Consider the following 23,893-nt stretch of genomic DNA (forward strand, 5'->3'; position numbering starts at 1 on the left):
TACCTTCAGTACTTCAGGTCCGCCGTATTCATACATACGTATAATCTTCATGATTTCATCCTTTCAATCCTCATTGTTTTTTTCAGCACCCTGTTCAATATGCGCAAAGCGCCAGAGTGCTTGTCGAACAGCATCGTTATGGCCCGTTTCCAGTTCTATCAGTGCAGCCTCCGCTATTAGAACAACAAAGAGTTGGGCGCTGATATCGGCATCTGGCCATCCGAGTGCCGTAAAATCCGCATGAGCCAGAGTGAAGAATTCCGCTCTGCGCCGTTGCACCTCCGCGCTAATCAGTGTTTCAGAACGCGCCTCCAGCAAAAGCGCTTTGACTGCGCGCTCCTGCAAACACCCATCCAAGTACGTTTTCGTGCTAGTACGAAGGCGCTCTCCCCCCGGAGATAATCCTGCGATTGCCTTGAAAATTGTGTCACTTAATCGATCGTAAAACTGCTCGTGGAGCGCAGCAAGAAAGCTGGTGCGATCCTGGAAATGCACATAAAATGTGCCTTTGGCCACCCCTGCCTTTTTGACTATAGCGTCTACCGTAAGACGGGTGAGGCCTGTGGTCACGCTGAGTTCGTAGCCAGCATCAAGAAGAGCTTGTCGTGTTGGATGAACCATAAGATCTCCTTTCCGATAAGAGAGATTGCAAAAATGGATCGATCGCTTGCAAAAATGCTTCCGGATCTTCTGAAAAAGGCTCATGACCTGTTTCCAAAACAACCGTTGTTGCACCTGGCACACTTGCTAGGGTATTCTGGCCATCACGGTCAAAGCGAATAACTGGATCATAACGACCGTAGACTAAAAGTGTTGGAGATGTAATATGTGAGGCTGAGGAACGTAAATCATACTCGGGATGGAGAAAGCTACGCCAGACAGCAGCGTCAACCGCTACCCGTGAAGAAACTGTACGTCCTTTATCTATACGTGAAATAATTTTCTCCACAAGTGGTGTGCGATTTTTGAGGTAAAACTTAGCAAAACGAGTAGCAATTTGACGAGTGACAAATTCGTTCCCTTTGATTCTACACAACAATCGGGTCAACATCGTTTTTGACGTAAATCCACCCGAAGAAACAAGGATAAGCCCGAGAATGCGATCAGGTTGTCGAATCGCAAGACGTGCGGCTGCATAACCTCCAACAGAATTTCCTATAAAAATGGCAGATTCGAGATTCATCTTCTCTACGAACTCTTCCAACACATCAGCCATCAACATAGCGGTGGCCGATTGAGAAGGTTGGGGTGCTGGAGAACCTCCGTAGCCAGGCCAGTCAAGAGCAATAGTGCGATATGTTCGGGAAAGAGTTGGAATGATACCTTCGAAGTGCTGGTGATCACCTGGATTCGCATGAAGAAGAACCAAAGGAATTCCAGTTCCTTGTTCCTTGTAAGCCACCCTTCCGATGCTTGTTTCAATGGTGAGCATGTAAAGACCTCCTAAAGATGTTGGAAATACTCCATTCAAATACTGAGACTGACCAGTCAGTCATATTATATGAATTAGTTTAGAATATGTCAACTCGGTTCCGGTGCAAGAAATCAAAATTGACTAACCTTCTCAATTATCCCCAGTTCGAAAAAATCGAAAGAAATTCTCCAGTCTCTTCTGGTTCATTCCCTTCATTTTTTGATTTAAATAATGATCTCCGTAATGCAGGAGAATATAAACCGCTTCCAAGAGAGTGTAACGGGTATCGGCTTTCTTTAATCTTTCTACAAGCTCCACATAGTGATCTCCCTCGCCGCAACAGTAACAAAATATTCTGATAATTCTTTGCTTGTCTCCACTGTTTCTCTTAGTTCCATCTCTGACATTCTTCCTTTGTATCCACCACTGTGCATGTAACTACTTCTACTTCGTTCCTCTGAGTGTGAATGGGATTGGCGAATATGTCATGCGATTTCCCCTGTATATAGGTCATTCCATTCAGCATTTCTATGACCTGAACATTTAACAAAGAGAATTCAATCTTTTTTCCATCTATCGTTTGAATTTGAACCATACTCTCTTTCTTACGAAAACGAGATAGAAAGGATGGTGTCTCTTCTAACTGCATGACCATATGCAAATCTTTCTTCTGATCCAAATGATCAAATAGTTTCTGGTAATTATGAGACAATCGATATCCTGAAAAAGACTTGATAAACTCCCAAAATCTTTTTACTTTGTCCCAACTTCCAGCAACGATAAGCTGAAAAAAGTTTGATTCTTTTTCCTTCCAATTTGGTAGAGATGGTAAAGATGTATTTACTTGATTTGCTTTCATGATCATCCTCCTGATTTATAATAGTGTTTGTTTAAAGGTTATACTCAACACACCACGAATAAAAAACAAGCAAGTAAAAGTTTAATTTCACATTCTTTATTGTAATTTCATTTGAAAACAATCCATTTCACAGTCATTTTCAAAGCAAACATCTTAAAAACATCAATTAGTACTCTACTCCATTATTCTGAACAATTATAATTGTAATTTAATTAGAAAATAATTACAAATTTATATATTTACTGTTTTTTCTAATAAAAATCCATCAATCGGAAGGAATTACCGTTTCTTTTGCTTAATTATAAAAACACTAATGTAAACTCTAAGAAAAATACAAGGAGGATCATTTTCATGTCCCTTCCGAATTTTAGCAAAGAAAAATTGGGAGAAATTTTTCGTACAGCTAGAAAGAAACTTGGGTTAAGACAAGAGGATATAGCCCACAAATCAGGATTATCTGTTTCGACGGTTAGTAACATCGAACTTGGAAACCACCGAGTCAAAGAAGAAAACCTGATTTCTTATGCAGAAGTGATAGAGATGAAAGAAGATATATTCGGATTACTATCAGAAGCAAAAAAAAGAATGCAGGATACTCAACAAGAACTCTTAAAAATTGAAATGATTACTTCTGCTGAACCGGATGAAGCGCTAATGAAACTAGATAAACTTAATAAAAATAAATATCTCGAACACAGTAAAAATCTTGCACCTATTGCTTTTTATTTATGGGGGAAATGTTATTTTGAGAAAAAAAAATGGTCACAGGCTGAAAAATCTTTACGAGATGCTATTGCACTTATAGAAGAGCAATATGAGGAAAATCAAGAGTTGAAGAAGTCTAATATTTTAGCTGGTTGCTTGAATGATCTTGCAAGGATTGCCTTTTTCCAAAGTGATTTTAAACGAGCACTTCAATATGTTGAAAAAGGATTACAGAGTTTTATTGATCAAGGTGATCGGTTGTATATGAAATATTTTCTATTGTTAAATAGATGCGTATACCTTGAGAAAATGAACAATGATAAGGTTAACAATCAAGAGAAAATCATCGTATCATTAGAACAGTTACAAAAAAGTATTTCTGCATTTGACAAAACAGAGGATATGTTTCAGCTTGTAAGATTATCAGTCATCATCCAGTATTATGAAATGTATGCGAATGTATGGAACAAAATTGGTATGACCGAAAAAGCATACGAACTTGCTCAAAAAGGTATTAATATCGCTTGGTTAAACCTTGAATTCGACAGGTTATTGACACTTTGGAATACAATGGGTAATATATTTCTCCATAAGGGTAACATTTTGAAAGCTAAAGAATACTTCTTTCAAGCTTTAGACATTCAATCAAAAATAAAGCGGGAATATTTATTAATACCTACTTATATGAATGTAGGAATGCTATATTTGAAAGAGAATGATCCAGAAACTGCAAATAAATATTTAGAGAAAGCTTTATTTATCAGTAAAAAAAATGGGGATGCAATTGGACAAATCAAAGCATTACAAGCAAAGGGACATGTAAACATCGTACAAAATGCCTACACTGATGCTATCTCCTCTTTTGAAAAAGGCTATGAACTTGCAGAACATCATGAATTTCTCTATCTTAAACTTGAGATGATGGACAACATATGTACGTGTTATAAGAAACTTGAGCAAAAAGATGAGTTTTTAACATCTGTTGAGAAGACATATCTTATCAGGCAACAAATTAGAGATAAAGAAGAAGGAGGTCTTTTAGAAAATGTCTAGTTATTATGAAGGCGATCCAGAAGGTTAACTATTAAGGATAAAAAACAGACTTTTATTATAATTAGTTCTGTTTTATAAAATTCAGTAACATATTTTGAGGTTCAAGCGGAGTAATCAATTAAATTGATTACTCCTTTGTTTGAATAGCTTTCTTTTACTCCTAGCCAACTACTTCCTTTTAAAACCCCAACATTTTTAAAAAGAAGGCTCTGTTAAATAATATTGTTGATAATCGTATAAAATGAAAGGACCTAAATTAAGGTCCTTTCATTTTGTTACCCCTTCACAGAAAGATAAGCATTCTAATCAAATAAACGAATATATTTTTTTATTCTTTGAAAAAACAAACTACGAAAAAGAAAATAAATGAAGTTACAGAGTAGTCCAAATAATATTAACAGTTTTAAAAGATCAAAAGACACGAAGATATTTATCACTAATTCAACCACTTTTAGTGGATTGGTAAACAGTATCCAAGAATTTATATGCTGAAATCTCCCCAACACCACTCCAAAAGCAACAAGGAAATTAAAAAGGATTAACCATATAACTTTTCTTTTTTTGAAAACATTTACTCGTTCCACAATTTTCTCGATTGGAAGAAATGAAAAGAGAAACGTTATTATTCCGAACAATTCCATTAGTAAATACTGCACAAGCAACAGCATGCGACTAGATGGAAATGCTGTAATATTCCATTGATAACTTAAATGTCCCAAATCGGTGAATAAGTAAGCTGTGTTTGGCAAAAAGAGTAACCATAATAAACCAAAGATAAATTTTGTGACTCTTAATCTCACACGTAAAAAGAGATATGTGAATACTACTGAGATAAGTGCGATGGTACAATTTGAAACTTCAATTTTGAGCCATTTGGGTTTTTCTAAAAATCCCCAAATCAAAAACAACACAGAAAAAATAAAGAAAATTGCGATTAGAACACCCCACCAGGTCTTATACCATACTGGTTTTGACTGATCCACACTAATCACCCTCCTAAGTGCTTTCAAGCTTATATGAAAACTCATTTTTAATGATGTCCTTTCATGCCATTTGAAACCAATCACTTTTGCCATAATTATATAACCGTTATAGAACAAAAATTCATTTTATTCAATTATCAACAAAATCGTTTAACAGAGCCAAAAAAAAAAAGCATCACCATGAGCATATCCCAAAAGGAAACTGCCATGACAATGCTCTATATAAGCTAACTCTACTTATTCAACCGCAATACCAAAGAATCAGCAGCTTCCATGATTACCTCAGGTAATGTTGGATGCGCATGGATGGTGAGGCTTAGGTCTTCCGCTTGTGCACCCATTTCGATGGCAAATGCTGCTTCTGCGATCAAGGAGGATGCTTCTGGGCCGACGATTTGTACTCCTAGAAGGAGTCCACTGTCTTTGTCTGCTACGACTTGGGCAAATCCTTCGGATTGGTTCATGGACAATGCGCGTCCATTTGCTACGAAGGAGTAACGTGATGCAACAGGGTTATAACCTTGTTCTTTTGCCTGTGTTTCGGTGAGACCGGTGTATGCGATCTCTGGGTCACTGAAGATAACAAAAGGCATCGCTTGATAATCGATCGCACTGTTTTGTCCTGCGATCACTTCAGCGGCTACTTTCCCTTCGTAACTTGCTTTGTGTGCAAGGAGTGCTCCACCTGCACAGTCACCGATTGCATAAATATGTTCCACGCTGGTGCGGCATTGGTCATCAATTTTAATGAAACCACGCTCATCCAGTTCTACACCGATATTTTCAAGGCCGATTTCATCGGTATTAGGTTTCCGTCCAACCGCTACAAGGCAGTAATCTGCGGTGAACTCTTTTTCTTCTCCGCCTATTTGGGCCTTGACGACAACTTCTTCCCCTTTGTTTTCTCCACCTTGAACCATAGCCTCGGTAATTACTTCTACACCGAGTTTTTTCAGTTTACGGGAAACGATACGGGTAAGTTTGTCATCTGTACCAGGCAGTAAAGATTTTGTTCCTTCTAAGATGGTAACTTTCGCACCTAGTTTTGCATAAGCGGTTCCTAGTTCAAGACCAATATATCCACCGCCAACGACTACTAGTCTTTCAGGAACTTCTTGCAGGTTGAGTGCTTCGGTTGAAGACAGAATGCGTTTTCCATCAAAAGGCAATATCTTCAATTCAAATGGACGGGAACCAGTTGCGATGATGATGTCCTGGAATTTATATGTTTGGCTTGTTGTTTCGCCTACAACGCGAACAGCATCTTTGGCATTGAAAAAGACATCACCTGTAACTACTTCTACTTTGTTGCCTTTCATCATTTGGCCTACGCCGCCAGTCAGCTTTTTGACTACGCCATTTTTCCATTCCATCAGTTTTTGCATATTGACTGCAACGTCACCTTTTACTTCCAAACCAATTTCTTCTGCTTCTTTGATTTGGGTAAAACGCTCTGCCGCAGTAATGATTGCTTTACTTGGAATACAACCGCGATTGAGGCAGACTCCACCGAGTTCATCTTTATCAACAATCGTAACACTACGACCTAATTGTGCTGCACGTGCAGCAGCAACGTATCCACCTGGTCCAGCTCCGATAACGAGTACATCTACTTCTTGTGCTAAGTCTCCAACTACCATTTTATCTCATCTCCATCATCAATAGGTTGGGGCTCTCAATGAGGCGTTTTACTTGGCTGAGGAAACGAGCAGCCACATCTCCATCAACTAAGCGATGGTCCACTGTAAGGGACAAGTACAACTGTGGACGAGCTACAATTTCACCTTGATATACAACGGGTTTTTCTTTAATCGTACCTACACCAAGTATCCCCACCTCAGGGTAATTAATAATTGGTGTAAAATGTTGTGTTCCATATCCACCAATATTGGAAATGGTAAAGGTACTGCCTTTAAACTCGGACGCTTCTAATTTCATATCACGTCCACGAACAGCTTTATCGATAATTTCGTCTGCAAGATCAAAGATGGACTTGCGGTCTGCATCACGCAGAACAGGAACCATCAAACCATTGTCGGTAGCTGTAGCCATACCAATATTGTAGTAGTTCTTGATCACAATCTCTTGCTTCTCATCATCAATCGAAGCATTCAAAGTTGGGAATTGACGAAGAGCAGCGATTACAGCTTTTATGATGAACGGCAAATAGGTAAGTTTTGTGTTGCGCTCCTGTGCAATCGGCTTTGCCCAACTGCGTATGGCTACTAATTCCGTAGCATCTGCTTCATCCATGATGGTTACATGTGCTGCGGTATGCTTGCTCTCTACCATACGTCTAGCAATGGTACGGCGGATGCCGCGCAATGGAATACGTTCTTCAGAACCGATCTCTGCTGGTGCAGCAGGACTTGTTGTACTTGGTGTTTTTTCTGTCAACAGTTTCACTTCATCTGCTTCGGCAGCTTTCGCTTCTCCACCCTCGGCAAATTTCCGCACATCTTCTGCGGTAATTCTGCCGTTTTCACCCGTAGCTGTTACCTGATGAATATCTACACCAAGTTCACGAGCTAACTTACGAGTTGATGGCATTGCCAGCACTTTTTGCTTCTTATCACTAGCTGGTTTACTTTCCTCTTTTGCAGCAACAGGTTTTTCTTCTTTTACTGGCTCTTCTACTTTTGCAGGTTCTTCTGGTGCTGCTTCCTCTTCTGCTTGATCATGAACTTCGCCTTCTGCATCAATAACAGCGATGACAGAGTCTACAAGGGCGACTTCTCCTTCTTCTACCTTCACTTCTTTGACAGTTCCAGTTACAGGAGAAGGAATCTCAACTACTGCTTTATCTGTTTGTATTTCAGCAAATGGGGCAAATTCTTCAATTTTATCCCCAGCTTTTACAAATAGCTTAACAATTTCACCTTCGTGGATACCTTCACCCACGTCAGGCAGTTTAAATTGATAGGCTGCCATATGTAAGTCCTCCAATCATCTTAAAAGCTCTTAAGAGACGGTGGTGCATCCACCGCCTTACCTTAGTAAGACATCACTTTTTGTATCGCTTTTTTCACACGTTCCGGACTTGGAATCCACTCTTCTTCAATCAGCGGGAAACCAAGTACGGTACTTGGTCCAGTAACACGAAGTACAGGAGCTTCGAGATGAAAAATAGCTTTTTCATTAATTTGAGCAATTAACTCTCCAGCAATACCTGCTTGCTTAGGTGCTTCTTGGACAACAATTGCCCGGTTTGTCTTTTCGATGGACTGGACAACTGTATCCATATCCAATGGACTCAATGTACGAAGATCGATCACTTCTACGCTCACGCCTTCTTTTTCTGCTGCTTCCGCCGCTTTTAAAGAAGTGTGAACCATTGCTCCATAAGTAAAAAGACTGACATCTTTACCTTCTTTCACCACATTCGCTTTGCCAATCGGCACTGTGTACTCGCCTTCTGGCACTTCGCCTTTTATGGAGAAATACAATTTTAGATGTTCCATAAAGAACACAGGATCATTATCTCGAATGGCAGAGATCAGCAGTCCTTTTGCATCGTATGGATTGGAAGGACAAACTACTTTGATCCCAGGTGTTTGTGCGATAAGCCCTTCTAAACTATCACTATGTAACTCTGGAGATTTTACACCAGCACCAAAAGGTGCACGGAATGTTACAGGGCAGTTATAACGGCCGCCAGAACGATAACGCAGACGAGGTGCTTGCACCAGAATAGAATCCATCGCTTCAAAAATAAATCCGATAAATTGAATCTCAGCAATTGGCCGGAAACCTTGTGAGCCAAGTCCTACTGCGAGTCCACCAATCCCAGATTCTGCAAGTGGTGTATCAAAAACACGGTCAACCCCAAACTCTTTCTGTAAGTTTTCCGTAGCTCGGAATACTCCACCATTTACCCCTACATCTTCCCCAAAAATAAGGGTATTTTCATCTTTGGATAATTCTACACGCATAGCATCATTGATTGCTTTTACCATTGTTAGTTGTGCCATGTTAATGTCCTCCTAGTCTGCATACTCCGCTTTTTGTTCTTCCAGATGGGGAGGAGTCGTTTCGTACATGTTATCGATCAAATCGACAATTTTCATTTTTGGATATTGGTCTGCTTTTTTGATCTCCGCAGTGACCGTATTTTTTGCTTCTTCGATGACCCCTGTTTCCATCTCTTCTGTCCAAAGTTTTTTGCCTTCCAGATATACACGGAAACGGGTTAGTGGTTCTTTTTGTTCCCATTCGGTAGGTTCTTCTTTGGTACGGTATCTCGTTGGATCATCTCCGGACATGGAGTGAGGCCCAATTCGATAATTCAATGCTTCGATCAGAGTTGGTCCTTCACCATTGGCAGCACGTTCTTTTGCTTTTGCCACAGCTTGGTAAACAGCTAGTACGTCCATTCCATCTACTTGAATAGAAGGGATTCCAGCAGCTATTCCTTTTTGAGCAAGAGAAGCGGCAGCAGTTTGTTTGGTTACAGGTGTGGAAATCGCATAGCGATTGTTTTGAACAACAAAGACAACAGGCAGTTTATAGACACCTGCAAAGTTCATTGCTTCATAAAAATCACCTTGTGAACTGCCACCATCACCGGTATATGTAATTACGACGTTTTTGGTATTTCGTTTCTTAAGAGCCATCGCTACACCAGAAGCTTGTACATATTGTGCACCAATAATAATTTGTGGTAACAGGACATTTACCCCTTCAGGTATTTGTCCGCCGTGTTGATGTCCACGAGACCAGAGAAACGCTTGATACATGGGATAACCATGAAAATGAAGCTGAGGAATATCACGATATCCTGGCAAAATAAAATCTTCTTTGTCCAGTGCATATTGGCTGCCGATCATGGTAGCTTCTTGACCAGCAACTGGTGCATAAAATCCTAGACGACCTTGACGTGCAAGTCCTGTAGCACGCTGATCCCAAACACGAGTAAATACCATGCGTTTCATCAATTCTTGCAGCTGTTCGTCACTGAGATTGGGCACTTCATCTTCATTGACGATCTTACCTTCAGGTGAAAGCACGGAAAAAGTTGTAATCGGTGCAACTTTAATTTCCGATTCCAGTAAACTCTGGGCTTTCAGTTTGGTTCTAGCCATGAAAGATCACCTCGAAAAAAATATCAACAAAATAAGTATGATTCAACAAACGATCTGGAGCTTTCTTGGTAGTTTAACGATTAAAAGAAATCAATGCTATGTATCCTGACGAGCCTACTTGTTTTACTCATGTCTATCATACCGTAAGCCTGCCCCTTCTTCAAAGGCATGAGAAAAGAATACATACGCAGTGCAACATATGCCCATAAGAAAACATGAATTTATCAGTAGCATTAGCCTAACAAACTGTCGCTATACCAATTATACCTCCAAATGTTGTAAACCCGAAAAACAGACAACATAAAAAGAATTCCCTCTCTAACTCTACTGCTTTCCTCTGAAAGAAACAATACATAAAAGCATAGTATTTCAATCGACTGCTCTGAACATATGTAAGTCGGATTTTTTTAGGGATTCCTTGATTTAAAAAGCAAAAACATGCTTGGATAACACTTACATTTTTTTGAAAAAGTAATATTATGGAATTATTTACCAATATCATTCCGATCATATACACCTTGTGATAAAATAGAGCTATTTGAAAATAAAGTTAGGACACAGAATAAGTTCTCCATCTAATAGATCAAAATCAAAATACAAACACAACATACCTCCCTCATTTAAAATACATGCATTCTTATTTTAACATATTTGCGCAGGAAGTCTCTCGCTTCTATATAAGCTAAGAGGGAAGTTCATCAGATTAAAGGATGATTACTCATGATTTTACCAAGTCAACATACACCCTTACTATGGGGAGACAAACGTTACCATACATGGAACTATCATTTGCGCCAAGTTCATGGGCAAAAAATATGTAAAATTCCGCTGGATGGAGGATTTACATGCCCAAACCGCAATGGCGAAGTCGCTGTGGGCGGATGCACGTTTTGCAGTGCTCGGGGCTCTGGCGATTTTGCAGGTTATCGACGAGATGATTTAGTAAAACAATTTGCAGCAGGAAAGAAAATGATGCATGAAAAATGGCCGAATGCAAAGTATCTTGGTTACTTTCAAGCATTTAGCAATACGTATGCTCCAGTAGAAGAATTGAGGGAAAAATACGAAGCCATCTTAGAACAAGAAGATGTCATCGGTTTATCGATTGCCACCCGTCCTGACTGCCTTCCAGATGATGTAGTAGAATACCTATCGGAATTAAACGAACGCACTTATCTTTGGGTAGAACTGGGACTGCAAACGATCCATGAACACACTTCCAACTTGATCAACCGAGCACATGATTCACAGTGTTTTATAGACGGAGTTGCCAAACTGCGAAAACATGGCATTCGCACTTGTGCACATATCATTCATGGATTACCAGGTGAAACACCCGATGAAATGCTAGAAACCGTCCGAGCATGCGCCAATATGGATATTCAGGGGATCAAGATCCACCTCTTGCACCTTCTACGCAATACTCCGATGGTGAAACAATATGAAGCAGGGCTACTAGAGTTTTTGGATAAAGATACGTATGTAAATTTAGTATGCGATTCGCTAGAAATGCTGCCGCCTGATGTCATTATCCATCGGATCACAGGTGATGGACCGCCAGAGATCATGATGGGACCGATGTGGAGTACAAAAAAATGGGAAGTTTTAAATGCGATTGATCAAGAGATGGCAAGACGAGGGTCTTGGCAAGGGAAATTTGCCAAAGTAAGAAATGAAAAGGAAATTATTAAAACGGCATGAGTACAGTTTGATTAACCGATTAATTAGAAAAGTAGTATCACATCATTGATCTAATCATTATGATCTCACTCCACCTTCTAAAGAGATTTATGGATGTTACTTAATTGAAGTTACAAAAACATCAGAGATGTTCAGTCTTATTACACTTCCATATACGGCTACACCCCTCCTGTTGAAGCAGGAGGGGTGATCTGTCTCAATTCGTTTTCTTTTTCTTATCGAGACGAGTGATCCATCTACGGAAATAGAACCACACCGATGCAAGCAGGGCAATACAGACGTACTGAGCAGTCTGTGCGATGAACAGTTGTTGCCATCCCCAGTGGTTATGGGAGACCAGCCACACCCCGCCGACAAGCAGTGCAGATCCCACCACCCAACCAAAGAGAATTGGTCTGGTATTGGAAGTACCTCGAAAAGCACCATTTACGATCGAACCGATTGCCCAGAAACTATCCATGATCACGAACACAGACAACATGAAACTAGCATGTTGCAATACCCGAGGATCATTGGTAAATAGACGAACAATCCAATCACCGATCAGGAATTGGATGAGCCAAACAACCCCTGAAAAGCAGGTAACTAGACCGATTCCCCAACTACAATACCTCATCACTTCCCGGTAGTTTCGCTTTCCATATTGCTCTCCTACCAGTGTAATGGTGGCATTGGTATATCCAGACACCATCGGAGGCATCAGAACTTTTTTAATCTGTTGTGTGATTCGTGAAGCAGCGTAGACATCTGGCCCATAGGAAATGAGGATGCGGAAGTAGTAAAACATCGTGACCTCATTGGACAAATTAGATCCCATGAGTGGCAGGGACTCCGTCACCAATCTTTTCTGAATTGGCCAGTCCAGCTTCCACGAAACCTTCTTACCAAGGAAGATCTTTCGCCGAAGCTGAAAAATCAGATAGCTCATGCCCACCATACGAGAAAGGACAGTTGCACATGCAACCCCCACAACTCCAAAGTGGAACCAGAAGATGAATGCTGCATCGATTACCAGATGAAAAGCATTCATCCAAAATCCTGCCTTAAGAGCAGATTTGCTATCTTTGATTCCTCGAAGCGCACTTCCAAACGTGACCATCAGAAATGAAAAGATCGAAGCACCACCCACGATTCGCAGATAATCCGCGCCGATCTCCACGATCTGTTCGTCAGCTCCATAGAGCCGGAACATTTCTGGTGCAAAAACGATACATAGCAGCCCCAAGAGCAAACTGAGCCCAGCAGATAGGTACACCGCCTGGATGATCATCATTTGACGAAGCTCGTTTGTTCTTACCCTTACACCAAGTGAACGCAAGTGCTTCACTTTCCAATGAGGAAAATGCTTCGATCCGGGTAGCTTCCTCTTCTTATAGGTAAGTGAATCCCTCTTCTTCGCACCCAGTGTTTGTGCTACCATGGCATTTGTCATGCTGCCGACTGCACTTGGGAATACGCCTACCACAATCAGAATAGAGGATGCCAATCCTAGCGAACTCACTGCACCTAGACCCAACCTCGCTACGAAAATAGCATCTACAAATACCACTCCGATTTGTAGTGCATTTTCGAGAATGTTCGGCCACGCTTGTTTGTTCAAATCTCGCACATATCGGTTAATCATTACCTTTCCTTACACTAGAAATACCACTATATTAAGTATACTACAAAGTAGCAATGATTCTAATATTCATTCTAAGATTATCGTGCCTTAAAATCTTACGAATGAGTTCGAATGATCTCTCTGAACTCCTGTTCATCTACATTACATCCAGTAAGAACAGCTGCTACGTTCCGCCCCTTCACATTGACGTATCCAGCGAGCAGTGCAGCGACACCAACGGCTGCCGAACCTTCGATCTTCAGATCATGTTCCTTGTACAGCCACGCCATCGCCAGAGCGATATCATTCTCTTCGACGAGCACAATATCGTCGACAAGACGAGTCACGATATCAAAACATCCTTGGCCAATGCCGCCACTGAGTCCCTCCGCCAAAGACTCTTCGTATGTCACCTTGATGATTTCGCCTGCACGAAAAGAGCGGAACCAAGGCGGAGATGCCACCGACTGAACACCGATGACCCGAATATCGCTTTTGATCGCCTTGGCCGCAATAGACAATCCACTTAATAGACCACCTCCACCAGCTGGGACAATCAGTGTGTCGATGTCAGGATTTTCTTTTAGTACCTCTAACCCAATCGTACCGTGTCCAGCGATGATCGACTCGTCTTCAGACCCATGAATATCGATCCAATCATTGCGGTAAGCAAGTTCTTGGGCGTGAGCCTCCGCCTCGTCGTATGTGCTGCCATACTCAAGCAACTCCGCTCCATTGGATTGGATTGCTTCCCGCTTCTTCAGAATGGTATACTCAGGCACGACGACTTTGGCTAGAATACCCAGTTTATTTGCTACATACGTGACTGCCAAGCCATGATTCCCGCACGAAGCGGTGATCACCCCCTTTTCACGCTCTTCTGCTGTCATCAACAGCATCCGATTGATCACGCCGCGGAACTTAAACGCGCCAGTCATTTGGCGGTTTTCCTCCTTGAGCCAAATATTGTTCGCCCCTATCATCGCCGACAGCTTGGGCGACTTTTCCATTGGTGTCTTGTTCACATAGCAACTAATCCGCTTCTGTGCCTCGCGGATATCAGTGTACGTTACATCCAAATGATGCTGCACTATGTCTCCTCCCCATTTATCCTGCTTGATATTTCCCTGTTAGTCTAACTCGTTTTGAAAACGCCGCGGTCTGGTAACGCCACTGAGTTATTTGTGCAACCTTATATTTCTAACAGTTAAAACACTGTTCTGCACTTCTAGCGCAGCTCTTATTAGTTATATTTCAATTTCAATATTATGAATAAATAAAAATTATTTTAGATGTTATTACAGAATTTCTTAACATCTATATTTTAATGATATTTTCAACTATATTACATGTTTTCCGACTCCTCCATGTTTTGAATTTGTTGAAACTAACATGGAGGAAATTTTCCTAATTGTAACTTTGCTTTATTCTTCCTGCTATTAGAGCTACTCGATTGTATCCTAGTCGAATGTCATTATTCCCAGATGTGACATAAATTTTATATTCCACTGGCATTTGATTGAAAATCTTATACAAATCCTCTAAAGTAAATCTCCCTAACGGAATACGAATCCCATCCGGAGTTATAAATTCTTCGGACTCCAACATAACAGCAGTGGCAAAAAATCCTTCTGGCTCCAGATATCCAAGCATGTTGTGCCAAGCGCGAATACAAATAGATTTCCGATGAGAAAAAGCCTCTCCTACAAAAAAAGCAACCACAGCACCATACGGAAAATCTGCAGGCGCCAGCATATTACCAGCAATCACACGAGTAGCTTTCCATGTTTTTTCCAGTGAATTTCGAAAGTAGCGCCCTCCTAGTTGACTTATGACAGAATCATACTGCTCAAAAGGTTCGTGAGTATAAAAACTCAATTGATTGCCATTCACGTCTCGATAATAATAGATTTTCTCATAGCTTAAGAGTGAGGCCATGAAATGAACATCATTGTAAGTGTGCTCCAAGTGATCAATCAAACCATATGGACTAAGTAATCCCACCATTCCCATAGCAGTAGTAAAATTAGCTCCAAGATTGAATATTCCTATTGAATCCAAACTCATTGCTTGTACTTTAAAGTCTTCTTGTGCTTCAAAAAGAAGAGTAAAGAGTTCGAGATCATCTATTGGAATTTTGGCGAAAGTCTTTGCATAGCTAACAGAATTCAGGTAACGGTTCCACAAATCAATGTTAACGTTTTTCACAGATACCCCTTTTTCATAATTTTTTTTAGAAAAATCCAATTAGCTCCCCTGTTTAACTCAAATGAAATAAACGTCTAGTTACATAAATTTGATACTATACCCTTCGACCAACGATTACAGCAACTCCTCCATGATCGGGGCGGAAGGTGTGTGGAGTCATGAATAAATTGTAATTAATAGGCATTCTGCTGAGAATGTCATGAAAATCTGCTTCTTGGAGATTTGTAGCAGGGAATTTCGTATACTCCCCTGCTCTATATCCGTCACTTTCCAACACTGCAGCTATTCCAAATGGTGCTCCTTCTATCAAAGAGTGAAAAAATTTTGTCCACATGTATTCAACTTGATTTTTAAAAGATGTAGCTGACTCTGCACAGTAAAATGAAGTGCCTATCGAAAACACTCCAGTTGGAAGTCGATTGATATCACCATAGACTGGCTCCCCAATACGCTGATATCTCTGAAACGTATTCTTAAAAGGGACAGGATCACCAAATATCTCTGTCCCTTGCTTTAAAATTTCTTTGTCGAACTTATCCCATGGACGAATAGTATCGATCTTTACTTTCCTCCCGCGCATATCTTCACTTTCGTAGACATGAGTTCCATTACCCACACGAAAAGCTATGTCGATCAGGTTACTATCACTAATATCCAAAGATTTAATTCTAGAACCATCGTTAAGAAAAATACTTGCTAGCATGGCGTCTAAAGGAGTAGGTCCTGCTCCAACACAAGCACAAATTCCCTTGATGCTTCTTGGCATGATTTCTAAGTCATAGAACCCACTGAGGAAAAGGCTGATCACATCTTTATCAACCGCCTGCATCTCACCATAGTTAGCACGATTGTATTCCGCAGAACTAAATCCAGTACTAAACGGAGTAAAAGCACCCATTTTTTCACCCCATTTTTATAATTTTCATAAATCAAAGATATAATTATTGCATTTATATGTTAATTGTATATATATTCAAACAATAAGTAAATACTTCCAAGCGGAATTAGACAACAAAAAAGTATCCCAAATAAATGGGATACTTTAAAAAATAAAAAGCGAAAAACCGATATCAACGGTTTTTCTTCTGCTTCGCAGCTAAAGCACTAAGACGTTCCTCGCTACTCTTCATCCACTTTTTCATCATATCTTCAAAATCGGTAGGATTATTGTTGTTGTTTCTCCGTGATCCACCACGGCGGTCTCCTCCGCCACGTTTGTTGTCGCGCGCTGGTCGATCGTCACTTAATGCTTTGATCGAAAGGGAGATTTTTCCGGATGGGTCTATCGATAGCACCTTTGCTTTTACGCTTAGTCCTACTTGGAGAACGTCTTCAACTTTTTCTACATATTTACTAGAGATTTGGGAAATATGCACTAAGCCTGTTTCCCCCGACTCTAATTTAACAAAGGCACCAAAGGGTTTTGTAGAGATTACCTCTCCCGTAACGACGGCCCCTTCCTTTAACTCACTCATTATAACACTCCCGATAGGATAATCAGTTCTGTAAGAAGATATCATTATTTTTATTCCTTGTCAATGGGCGTTTATGACTCTTTACAATCGATTTTCTTATTCTAACACCAATTTTCATATTCATATAAACCGAAGTATAATATTATTTAAATATTCAATATAATTCTCAACTATCTTTTACCCTGTTTAACAAAGATGTGAATTTTGTTATACTAGATCGAATGCATTCATACTTGATAAATATTTAAAAACAAAGGAATGAGGATGCTCGATGGATATGGTTCTTGGGAAAGCAGCTAATACCATCCCCCTTCAAGGATTGCTGCACAAAAATCTTACCGTTGCCCAGTTGACAGAACAAGCTGTTAAACGGAAAGAAGCTGTTTTGACGGAAAACGGAGCATTACGTGCAGTAACTGGTGAATTTACAGGTCGTTCACCACTTGACAAATATACCGTAAACAGCGAACTAGTGGCCGATAAAATGGACTTCACTACTAACCAAGCCATGGAACCTGAAAAGTTTGCCAAAATCTACGAACGCTTAGAAGAATATTTGAAAGAAAAAGAACTTTTTATTTTTGATGGATTCGCTGGTGCTGACAAAGACTATCGCTTACCAATCCGTGTAATCAACGAATATGCTTGGCATAATTTATTTGTACACCAATTATTTATTCGTCCTACTGAGGAAGAACTCGCTGAACATGTTCCATCCTTTACTGTGATTTGTGTACCACATTTTGAGATCGATCCTGAGAAAGATGGAACACGTTCCAAAACACTGATTGCAGTTAACTTTGAACAACGTGTCGTCGTCATCGCAGGTACACATTATGCTGGTGAAATGAAAAAATCTATCTTTACCGTGATGAATTATCTGCTACCAGACAAAAATGTCATGCCGATGCACTGCTCTGCAAATGTTGGCAAAGCAGGAGATGTGGCACTTTTCTTCGGTCTATCTGGGACTGGTAAAACAACATTGTCTGCTGATCCAGAACGTGGATTAATCGGTGACGATGAGCACGGTTGGTCTGAAAATGGGGTATTCAACTTTGAGGGTGGATGCTACGCAAAATGCATCGGACTTTCCGCTGAAAAAGAACCACAGATATGGAACGCTATTCGTTTTGGTACAGTACTTGAAAATGTAGTTTTAGATGATAATCGCACACCTGCATACGATGACAACACTTTGACAGAAAATACACGTGCAGCTTATCCAGTAGACTTCATTGATGGCGCAGTAATTCCTGGTGAAGCTGGTCATCCAAAAGTTATTTTATTTTTAACTGCTGATGCTTTTGGTGTACTTCCTCCTATTTCCAAACTTACACCTGAGCAAGCAATGTACCATTTCTTGTCTGGATATACCAGTAAATTAGCAGGAACGGAGCGGGGTGTAACAGAACCAGAAGCTACCTTCTCCACTTGTTTTGGTGCTCCATTCTTACCAAGACCTGCTCATGTATATGCAGACTTACTAGGAAAGAAAATCGCAGAACATCAAACACAAGTTTACCTTGTGAATACAGGTTGGACTGGCGGTGCTTATGGTGTTGGGAAACGGATGAATCTCAAATACACCCGTGCCATGGTCACAGCGACTTTAAATGGAGAACTCAACAAAGTAGGTTACATCCATGATCCAGTCTTCCAATTCGCTGTACCAACTCGTTGTCCTGGTGTTCCAGCAGAGCTATTAAATCCACGCAACACATGGAGCGATCATGCTGCTTATGATGAGCAAGCTAAGGCACTAGCAGCGCGCTTCCAGAAAAACTTTACGAAGTTCTCTGATGTGGAAGAGAAAATATTAGCTGCTGGACCAAAACTTTAGATTGGTTTTGAAGAAACGACTCCTTTCAGGAAGAAGGAGTCGTTTCTTATACTTCTATTGGAAATAAGTTATATTCACCGGATCATCAATCCTTTTTCATTGGAATAGTGATCCATTCTCCTCCCTTATAAAAAACATCAATCAATACGCATTTTTAGAATTAACTGAAAGAAAAAAAGCCCTCAAGGGGCTAAAAAGCTATTACAAACTGCTCTCCTTTTGTTTTTCCAATTGGACTAACCGTTTACTCAGAACTCGGAGGCGGTTCTTCAGTTCATTGGCCCAAGATTGGTCGGGTTTCGAGATGAGCAGAAGATCGAGAGATAAATCAATCTGTTCTCTTAATACTGCCTCTACATCATCTTCCTGGAAGCTAAAACAGGATTCCTTCCAAGTAGCCATAAGTTCGGGGTCGACTTGTTCGTAGAGGGACGTTTCTTTCACACGATCTTCTAAAGCATACTCTAGCACCAAATCAAACTGCTCTTTGGCTGCTGGGTGAACCTCGACATTGTGGCATACAGGACAAAATAGCAACGGTACCTGATGAACCTTCACTGATTTTTGTTTCAGTGATCCAACCATCCCAATCATGCTAGCTCCACAACAGTAGATCATGTATATTCCCTCCTTACCCCTCATTGATCAAGAAAGATCAAAAAAGGTCTGAAGAACTTGTTTGTTACTAATATTTTACCACAAAATTTTGTTTATCAAACCAAAAAATAATAGCTAGAAGACCTTATTTTCTTAAATTTTGGCCTCTAGCTATTAGAATCTTACTTTTTTCTGCTTATTTCCTTACTAACACCAACCCATGTCGCAGTTTTTGGCATATTGTTCTTCAAAAGCATACGTTCCTACTGCATAGACATGATACTGATCCAATTCAAAACCATCATACATGGTCATACCTTGGTCTTGTACAGGTAACTCACCGATTGGTTGATGATTATGATACAAGATCAACTTTCCGTCTTCCAATTTTCCGGTAATTTTTCTTGTAATATTAACTCGATAATCGCTCATCGGTGAACCCCCTGTCTCTTATTCAGAGATACTTTCTTGATATTGCGCAGCAGAGAGCAAATTTGCCAATTCACTTTCATTTGCAATTTCGACCTTGATCATCCAACCTGCTGCATATGCTTCTTGGTTCACATGTTCTGGTGTATCTTCCAGCTCGCCATTTACTGCGATTACTTTTCCAGAAATCGGAGCATACAATTCAGAGACTGTTTTCACGGATTCTACACTACCAAACACGTTACCAGTACGGATAGCAGAACCTGCTTCTGGCAATTCGACAAATACGATATCCCCAAGCTCGGACTGGGCAAAATCAGTAATCCCAATAATAGCAGTGTTACCTTCTACTCTCACCCATTCATGTTCTTCTGTGTAACGAAGTTCATCTGGTAGATTCATGAAGCTGCCTCCTCTGTTTGCAATACTCTCTCTAATGGTTTTTTGAGCATGGAAAGTGCTTTCTCACCAGCTGATCGATGGCGAAGTACTCCTTCTCTATCGAACAGATAAAAGGCAGGAACAAACTCATTTTGAAAAGCATCTACAACATTATGTTCGTTGTCGATCCCTTGGGAATGTTGTAATTCATATTTTGCAATTGTTTCCTTTACAGCATCGATGTCCGTATCTTTTTGGGAACGCGGCATATGAATACCAACAATCTGCAAGTCTGGATATTCTTCGCGCATTTTATTAATTGCTGGCAGACTTTCCTTGCACATTCCACAGCTGATCGACCAAAAGTGAACAAGCACAGGTTTGGAAGCAAGGTCATTCTTGTTAACTTCTCCATTAATCCACTCTGTTATACCGGAAATTTCCGGCATTTCCGTACGCAAACGCATCGGCATCATTTAGTTCCTCCTTAACATAAAGACTTAGCGACCCCTACTATAGGAGCCGCAAAAGTCTAACTTATAGGTTATCTTGTCCAGGTTTCCAGTCTGCTCCACAAAGCCCGCCTGTTTGTAATGCTTCGAGCACACGCAATGTCTCATCTACACTGCGCCCAATATTATTATCTGTTACAACTTGGTAGCGAACAATACCCTCTGGATCAATGATAAAGAGTCCACGAAGGGCAATTCCTTCATCTTCTAAAAGAACTCCGTAGTCTCTACTAACTTTATGTGTGGTATCGGCTCCAAGTGGATATTTGATGTCACCTAGACCGTTATCATCGCGGGATGTATGTATCCATGCACGGTGTGAGTACTTACTATCTGTACTCACTCCAAGAATTTCGCAATCCAAATCGGTAAATTCTTCGTAACGATCACTCAAAGCAGTGATTTCAGTAGGACATACAAATGTAAAGTCTAGTGGATAGAAAAATAAAACCAACCATCTACCTTCATAATCTGCAAGGGACACTTTTTCATCTAAAGTTTCAAGATCTTTTGTACTCTCTAGTTCAAAAGCTGGTGCTGGTAATCCTACTAAACGTGATGCCATTGCTTAATTCCTCCTAAAAAATAAAAGCTATTTTTTCCTAATATATCCAAATCGGTCTTTGCAATCCAAGGCTAAGATAACACATTTTTTTATTGATAGTCAATCCTAAATAAAAGTTACTATAATTTGAAAAATATTCTCAGGTAGTAGGATTATTTGTTTTAAATATGAGAAAAATCCACTAAAATGAAAGAAATATGAATCATTAGTAGTTATTGAACCAATCGAGCTGAAATATCGAAAATCTCCCTGCAATATAGGAAACGAACGATGCAGGAGCGAAAAAGCAAAATCTGCGAGAACATTCTTTATCAAAAACGTTTTCTTAACAGGAAAAACTCTCAAAACTAGTAAAATTTTTCGTTCTTTATGGCTATTTTCATGTATCATAGAAGGAGAAATTTATTTTTTCTTCATTCGAGGAGGAACAACTGTATATGTCAGAAATGTTTGATGTTGTAGAGTCTGTCCAAGGTGCAGCAGCACGATTTGATATCTTACGCTACAAACCTCTGCAAGTCGCCAGCTTGTACAGTGCTCAAAAAGCAGGAGCACGCCTTCATCAAGTACGTGTTACTCTTCAAAATGGCAGTGTGATTACCGAAGCTGGTGCACTATCCTTTGCCAAAGGGCATATTACGGCAGAAAACTCCATTGGTGGCGGAAAAGGTGCAGCTGGTTTATTGAAAAATCTCGCTAGTTCTGTACTCACTCAAGAATCCACCTTTAAACCAAGCTATACCGGCTCTGGTGAAGTATACTTGGAACCTAGTTTTGATCACTTTCTTCTATATCAATTGAATAACGAAGAAATTATTGTCGACAAAGGAATGTTTGTAGCTTGTGAAAGCTCTGTAACTGTAGGAGTAGCAGCACAAAAATCGATTTCTGCTGCACTAAAAGGTGGAGAGGGACTTTTCCAAACAAGCTTAAAAGGTTACGGTCTAGTTGTCCTCTTAAGCCCAGTTCCTGCTCATGAAATCATGAAACTTCAATTGAACAACGAGCGTCTACAAGTGGATGGTAACTTTGCTATCCTTCGTAATGGGAACATTAGCTTTACAGTAGAGCGTTCCTCAAAATCGATCGTTGGATCTATGACAAGTGGAGAAGGTTACTTGCAAACGTTTACTGGTACTGGAACCGTTTGGGTAGCACCTACCTACTCGATCTATCATCCACCAGTTGTCCCCACAAGACCATAAGGAACATCGAAACAACCAGTTATATACTGGTTGTTTTTTTATGTCTACTCTCGATTAACATCTGCCTTAAATTTTCCATATATGACAAAAGCAAAAACTATATTCCCAAATAATATTTTATTTGTTAGACTATTCGAGTGTCTTTCTCACCATAAATTAACTAATCAATCTACTACGATCGAAAAGTATTTACGAATCTTATTGAAAATACGTACATTTCGAATACTAAAATATCAATTTGACCTGATTTTATGTCTAAATTGTTAATGTTAAGCAAAAATGGCAAATTTTTTTGCAAATGGAGAAGGAGATACTCGAGAAATAAAAAATATATATAAGCATAACAAGGAGGTAAGATTTAAATGTTAAAATCTGTTAAGCGTTATTCTGCACTTGCTCTTGTAGCTGTATCTGCTTTTAGTTTTCTCCCATCTGTAACTTCTGCAACTGAGGTGAAACAGGATGTAGACGTTAAAATTCTAGGTGAAGCTAATGTACTAAATCTTGTAAAAGTGGGCGGAGAATGTGACAAAATTTATGTTAAACTTCGCACCAAAGAACTAAATAAAATTGTTGATATTAGCAAACTTCAAGTTTCTGTTAAATATGACATCTACTTTGATCTTCACAAAGATGCATTAAAAGGTAAAGTTGTAGGTTCTGGTGAAGTTAAAACCAAACAAAAAGGTGACTTCTACGAAATCGTTTATGATCCAACCGCTAATCCAAACGGACCAGCTGGTAACTACGCATTGAAAGTTTACCTTGTTATCGGTAAACATCATTCCAAAATTCCAGTGATTGTTCGTGTGAAAATCAACGAGCCATGCAAAGGTGACAACAACGGTGGCGCTAACAATGGTGGTCACAACAACGGTGGTACAAACGCTGGTAACGGTGGTACCGACAACGGTGGCGCTAATGCTGGTAACGCTGGTAACAATGGCGGTGCTAATGCTGGTAACGCTGGTAACAACGGTGGCGCTAATGCTGGTAACGCTGGTAACAACGGTGGTGCTAATGCTGGTAACGCTGGTAACAACGGTGGTGCTAATGCTGGTACAAACGCTGGCACAAACGCTGGTACTAATGCTGGTGCTAATGCTGGTACAAACGCTGGTGCAAAAAATGGTGGTAAACTACCAAAAACCGCTAACGACTTCGCTAACTCTGTAGCTACTGGTGCAGCAATTGCTTTAGCTGGTACAGCACTTCTTGCTTATCGTCGTCGTGAAACAAACTAATAATGAATGACATAAAAAAAGCTACGATCTCGTAG

23 protein-coding genes are annotated in these 23,893 nt (G+C 40.1%); 5 read left to right on the top strand and 18 right to left on the bottom strand.

The genetic code is table 11. The annotated features are described in order from the left end of the window. Positions 1-63 precede the first annotated feature (63 nt). The 3 genes from AC5WOE_RS03405 to AC5WOE_RS03415 all read right to left on the bottom strand — a co-directional run bounded on the left by AC5WOE_RS03405 (position 64) and on the right by AC5WOE_RS03415 (position 2,273). A complete protein-coding gene (locus AC5WOE_RS03405; protein WP_496048595.1) occupies positions 64-621 on the bottom strand; it encodes a TetR/AcrR family transcriptional regulator in 558 nt (185 codons plus the stop codon). Further along, positions 590-1,432 carry an alpha/beta fold hydrolase gene (locus AC5WOE_RS03410; protein WP_496051911.1) on the bottom strand — a complete coding sequence of 281 codons (843 nt, stop codon included), beginning with the start codon at positions 1,430-1,432 and terminating at the stop codon, positions 590-592. The genes AC5WOE_RS03405 and AC5WOE_RS03410 overlap by 32 nt, the downstream gene beginning before the upstream one ends. A 370-nt stretch (positions 1,433-1,802) precedes the next feature. Then, positions 1,803-2,273 (bottom strand): hypothetical protein, encoded by a 471-nt coding sequence (locus AC5WOE_RS03415; protein WP_496051912.1) that lies wholly within the window; start codon positions 2,271-2,273, stop codon positions 1,803-1,805. Between the two features lie 291 nt (positions 2,274-2,564). Between AC5WOE_RS03415 and AC5WOE_RS03420 the strand changes: the two genes are divergently transcribed. Then, positions 2,565-4,031, top strand: a complete 1,467-nt coding sequence (locus AC5WOE_RS03420; protein ID WP_496048599.1) for a tetratricopeptide repeat protein — start codon at positions 2,565-2,567, stop codon at positions 4,029-4,031. Between the two features lie 302 nt (positions 4,032-4,333). Here the strand turns inward: AC5WOE_RS03420 and AC5WOE_RS03425 are convergent, their stop codons facing one another. The 5 genes from AC5WOE_RS03425 to pdhA form a co-directional block, all read right to left on the bottom strand. Beyond that, positions 4,334-5,014: a DUF1361 domain-containing protein gene (locus AC5WOE_RS03425; protein ID WP_496051913.1), complete on the bottom strand. Its 681-nt coding sequence runs from the start codon at positions 5,012-5,014 to the stop codon at positions 4,334-4,336. 233 nt (positions 5,015-5,247) lie between these two features. Next, a complete protein-coding gene (gene lpdA / locus AC5WOE_RS03430; protein WP_496048601.1) occupies positions 5,248-6,654 on the bottom strand; it encodes a dihydrolipoyl dehydrogenase in 1,407 nt (468 codons plus the stop codon). Position 6,655: 1 nt separating this feature from the next. Then, entirely contained in the window at positions 6,656-7,945 is a 1,290-nt protein-coding gene (locus AC5WOE_RS03435; RefSeq protein ID WP_496048602.1) for a dihydrolipoamide acetyltransferase family protein, read from the bottom strand. A 62-nt stretch (positions 7,946-8,007) separates the two neighbouring features. Next, entirely contained in the window at positions 8,008-8,985 is a 978-nt protein-coding gene (locus tag AC5WOE_RS03440) for an alpha-ketoacid dehydrogenase subunit beta (RefSeq protein WP_496048603.1), read from the bottom strand. Between the two features lie 12 nt (positions 8,986-8,997). Next, positions 8,998-10,095: a pyruvate dehydrogenase (acetyl-transferring) E1 component subunit alpha gene (pdhA, locus tag AC5WOE_RS03445; RefSeq protein WP_496048604.1), complete on the bottom strand. Its 1,098-nt coding sequence runs from the start codon at positions 10,093-10,095 to the stop codon at positions 8,998-9,000. Positions 10,096-10,815: 720 nt separating this feature from the next. Here pdhA and mnmL point away from each other — a divergent pair. After that, entirely contained in the window at positions 10,816-11,796 is a 981-nt protein-coding gene (gene mnmL / locus AC5WOE_RS03450; RefSeq protein WP_496051914.1) for a tRNA modification radical SAM protein MnmL/YtqA, read from the top strand. Positions 11,797-11,992: 196 nt separating this feature from the next. Here the strand turns inward: mnmL and AC5WOE_RS03455 are convergent, their stop codons facing one another. The 5 genes from AC5WOE_RS03455 to AC5WOE_RS03475 form a co-directional block, all read right to left on the bottom strand. After that, on the bottom strand, positions 11,993-13,420 hold the full coding sequence (locus tag AC5WOE_RS03455; protein ID WP_496048606.1) for an MATE family efflux transporter: 1,428 nt from the start codon (positions 13,418-13,420) through the stop codon (positions 11,993-11,995). Positions 13,421-13,515: 95 nt separating this feature from the next. Then, entirely contained in the window at positions 13,516-14,490 is a 975-nt protein-coding gene (locus AC5WOE_RS03460; protein WP_496051915.1) for a threonine ammonia-lyase, read from the bottom strand. Between the two features lie 316 nt (positions 14,491-14,806). Next, positions 14,807-15,607, bottom strand: a complete 801-nt coding sequence (locus AC5WOE_RS03465) for a hypothetical protein (RefSeq protein WP_496051916.1) — start codon at positions 15,605-15,607, stop codon at positions 14,807-14,809. A 94-nt stretch (positions 15,608-15,701) separates the two neighbouring features. Continuing rightward, entirely contained in the window at positions 15,702-16,505 is an 804-nt protein-coding gene (locus AC5WOE_RS03470; protein WP_496048609.1) for a hypothetical protein, read from the bottom strand. A gap of 172 nt (positions 16,506-16,677) precedes the next feature. Beyond that, the gene (locus AC5WOE_RS03475) at positions 16,678-17,082 is read right to left on the bottom strand and encodes a S1 RNA-binding domain-containing protein (RefSeq protein WP_160801283.1); all 405 of its coding nucleotides are present in this window, start codon (positions 17,080-17,082) and stop codon (positions 16,678-16,680) included. Between the two features lie 271 nt (positions 17,083-17,353). On the opposite strand from AC5WOE_RS03475, the gene pckA reads away from it, so the two are divergent. Next, a complete protein-coding gene (gene pckA / locus AC5WOE_RS03480) occupies positions 17,354-18,925 on the top strand; it encodes a phosphoenolpyruvate carboxykinase (ATP) (RefSeq protein WP_496051917.1) in 1,572 nt (523 codons plus the stop codon). 201 nt (positions 18,926-19,126) lie between these two features. Here the strand turns inward: pckA and AC5WOE_RS03485 are convergent, their stop codons facing one another. The 5 genes from AC5WOE_RS03485 to AC5WOE_RS03505 all read right to left on the bottom strand — a co-directional run bounded on the left by AC5WOE_RS03485 (position 19,127) and on the right by AC5WOE_RS03505 (position 21,409). Continuing rightward, entirely contained in the window at positions 19,127-19,543 is a 417-nt protein-coding gene (locus AC5WOE_RS03485) for a hypothetical protein (protein WP_240873161.1), read from the bottom strand. A 186-nt stretch (positions 19,544-19,729) separates the two neighbouring features. Continuing rightward, positions 19,730-19,954, bottom strand: coding sequence for a DUF2553 family protein (locus AC5WOE_RS03490; RefSeq protein ID WP_496048611.1), 225 nt, complete (start codon positions 19,952-19,954; stop codon positions 19,730-19,732). 18 nt (positions 19,955-19,972) lie between these two features. Continuing rightward, the gene (gene gcvH, locus AC5WOE_RS03495; protein WP_496051918.1) at positions 19,973-20,353 is read right to left on the bottom strand and encodes a glycine cleavage system protein GcvH; all 381 of its coding nucleotides are present in this window, start codon (positions 20,351-20,353) and stop codon (positions 19,973-19,975) included. Next, positions 20,350-20,799 (bottom strand): TlpA family protein disulfide reductase, encoded by a 450-nt coding sequence (locus tag AC5WOE_RS03500; RefSeq protein WP_496048825.1) that lies wholly within the window; start codon positions 20,797-20,799, stop codon positions 20,350-20,352. The genes gcvH and AC5WOE_RS03500 overlap by 4 nt, the downstream gene beginning before the upstream one ends. A gap of 70 nt (positions 20,800-20,869) precedes the next feature. Next, entirely contained in the window at positions 20,870-21,409 is a 540-nt protein-coding gene (locus AC5WOE_RS03505; RefSeq protein ID WP_496048613.1) for a peroxiredoxin, read from the bottom strand. 437 nt (positions 21,410-21,846) lie between these two features. Between AC5WOE_RS03505 and AC5WOE_RS03510 the strand changes: the two genes are divergently transcribed. Together AC5WOE_RS03510 and AC5WOE_RS03515 are read left to right on the top strand one after the other, a co-directional pair. Next, positions 21,847-22,614, top strand: coding sequence for an AIM24 family protein (locus tag AC5WOE_RS03510; RefSeq protein WP_496048614.1), 768 nt, complete (start codon positions 21,847-21,849; stop codon positions 22,612-22,614). A 512-nt stretch (positions 22,615-23,126) separates the two neighbouring features. Then, entirely contained in the window at positions 23,127-23,858 is a 732-nt protein-coding gene (locus AC5WOE_RS03515) for an LPXTG cell wall anchor domain-containing protein (RefSeq protein WP_496051919.1), read from the top strand. Positions 23,859-23,893: the final 35 nt, after the last annotated feature.

The organism is Shimazuella sp. NTD248, from assembly GCF_059510395.1.

Excerpts from the sequence above, each read along its gene's own strand:
- gcvH (WP_496051918.1), bottom strand. The coding sequence starts at position 20,353 with ATGAATCTACCAGATGAACTTCGTTACACAGAAGAACATGAATGGGTG.
- AC5WOE_RS03415 (WP_496051912.1), bottom strand. The coding sequence starts at position 2,273 with ATGAAAGCAAATCAAGTAAATACATCTTTACCATCTCTACCAAATTGG.
- AC5WOE_RS03475 (WP_160801283.1), bottom strand. The coding sequence starts at position 17,082 with ATGAGTGAGTTAAAGGAAGGGGCCGTCGTTACGGGAGAGGTAATCTCT.
- pckA (WP_496051917.1), top strand. The coding sequence starts at position 17,354 with ATGGATATGGTTCTTGGGAAAGCAGCTAATACCATCCCCCTTCAAGGA.
- AC5WOE_RS03455 (WP_496048606.1), bottom strand. The coding sequence starts at position 13,420 with ATGATTAACCGATATGTGCGAGATTTGAACAAACAAGCGTGGCCGAAC.
- AC5WOE_RS03485 (WP_240873161.1), bottom strand. The coding sequence starts at position 19,543 with ATGATCTACTGTTGTGGAGCTAGCATGATTGGGATGGTTGGATCACTG.
- AC5WOE_RS03490 (WP_496048611.1), bottom strand. The coding sequence starts at position 19,954 with ATGAGCGATTATCGAGTTAATATTACAAGAAAAATTACCGGAAAATTG.
- AC5WOE_RS03405 (WP_496048595.1), bottom strand. The coding sequence starts at position 621 with ATGGTTCATCCAACACGACAAGCTCTTCTTGATGCTGGCTACGAACTC.
- AC5WOE_RS03470 (WP_496048609.1), bottom strand. The coding sequence starts at position 16,505 with ATGGGTGCTTTTACTCCGTTTAGTACTGGATTTAGTTCTGCGGAATAC.
- mnmL (WP_496051914.1), top strand. The coding sequence starts at position 10,816 with ATGATTTTACCAAGTCAACATACACCCTTACTATGGGGAGACAAACGT.
- AC5WOE_RS03510 (WP_496048614.1), top strand. The coding sequence starts at position 21,847 with ATGTCAGAAATGTTTGATGTTGTAGAGTCTGTCCAAGGTGCAGCAGCA.
- AC5WOE_RS03500 (WP_496048825.1), bottom strand. The coding sequence starts at position 20,799 with ATGCGTTTGCGTACGGAAATGCCGGAAATTTCCGGTATAACAGAGTGG.
- lpdA (WP_496048601.1), bottom strand. The coding sequence starts at position 6,654 with ATGGTAGTTGGAGACTTAGCACAAGAAGTAGATGTACTCGTTATCGGA.
- AC5WOE_RS03505 (WP_496048613.1), bottom strand. The coding sequence starts at position 21,409 with ATGGCATCACGTTTAGTAGGATTACCAGCACCAGCTTTTGAACTAGAG.
- AC5WOE_RS03410 (WP_496051911.1), bottom strand. The coding sequence starts at position 1,432 with ATGCTCACCATTGAAACAAGCATCGGAAGGGTGGCTTACAAGGAACAA.
- pdhA (WP_496048604.1), bottom strand. The coding sequence starts at position 10,095 with ATGGCTAGAACCAAACTGAAAGCCCAGAGTTTACTGGAATCGGAAATT.
- AC5WOE_RS03435 (WP_496048602.1), bottom strand. The coding sequence starts at position 7,945 with ATGGCAGCCTATCAATTTAAACTGCCTGACGTGGGTGAAGGTATCCAC.
- AC5WOE_RS03440 (WP_496048603.1), bottom strand. The coding sequence starts at position 8,985 with ATGGCACAACTAACAATGGTAAAAGCAATCAATGATGCTATGCGTGTA.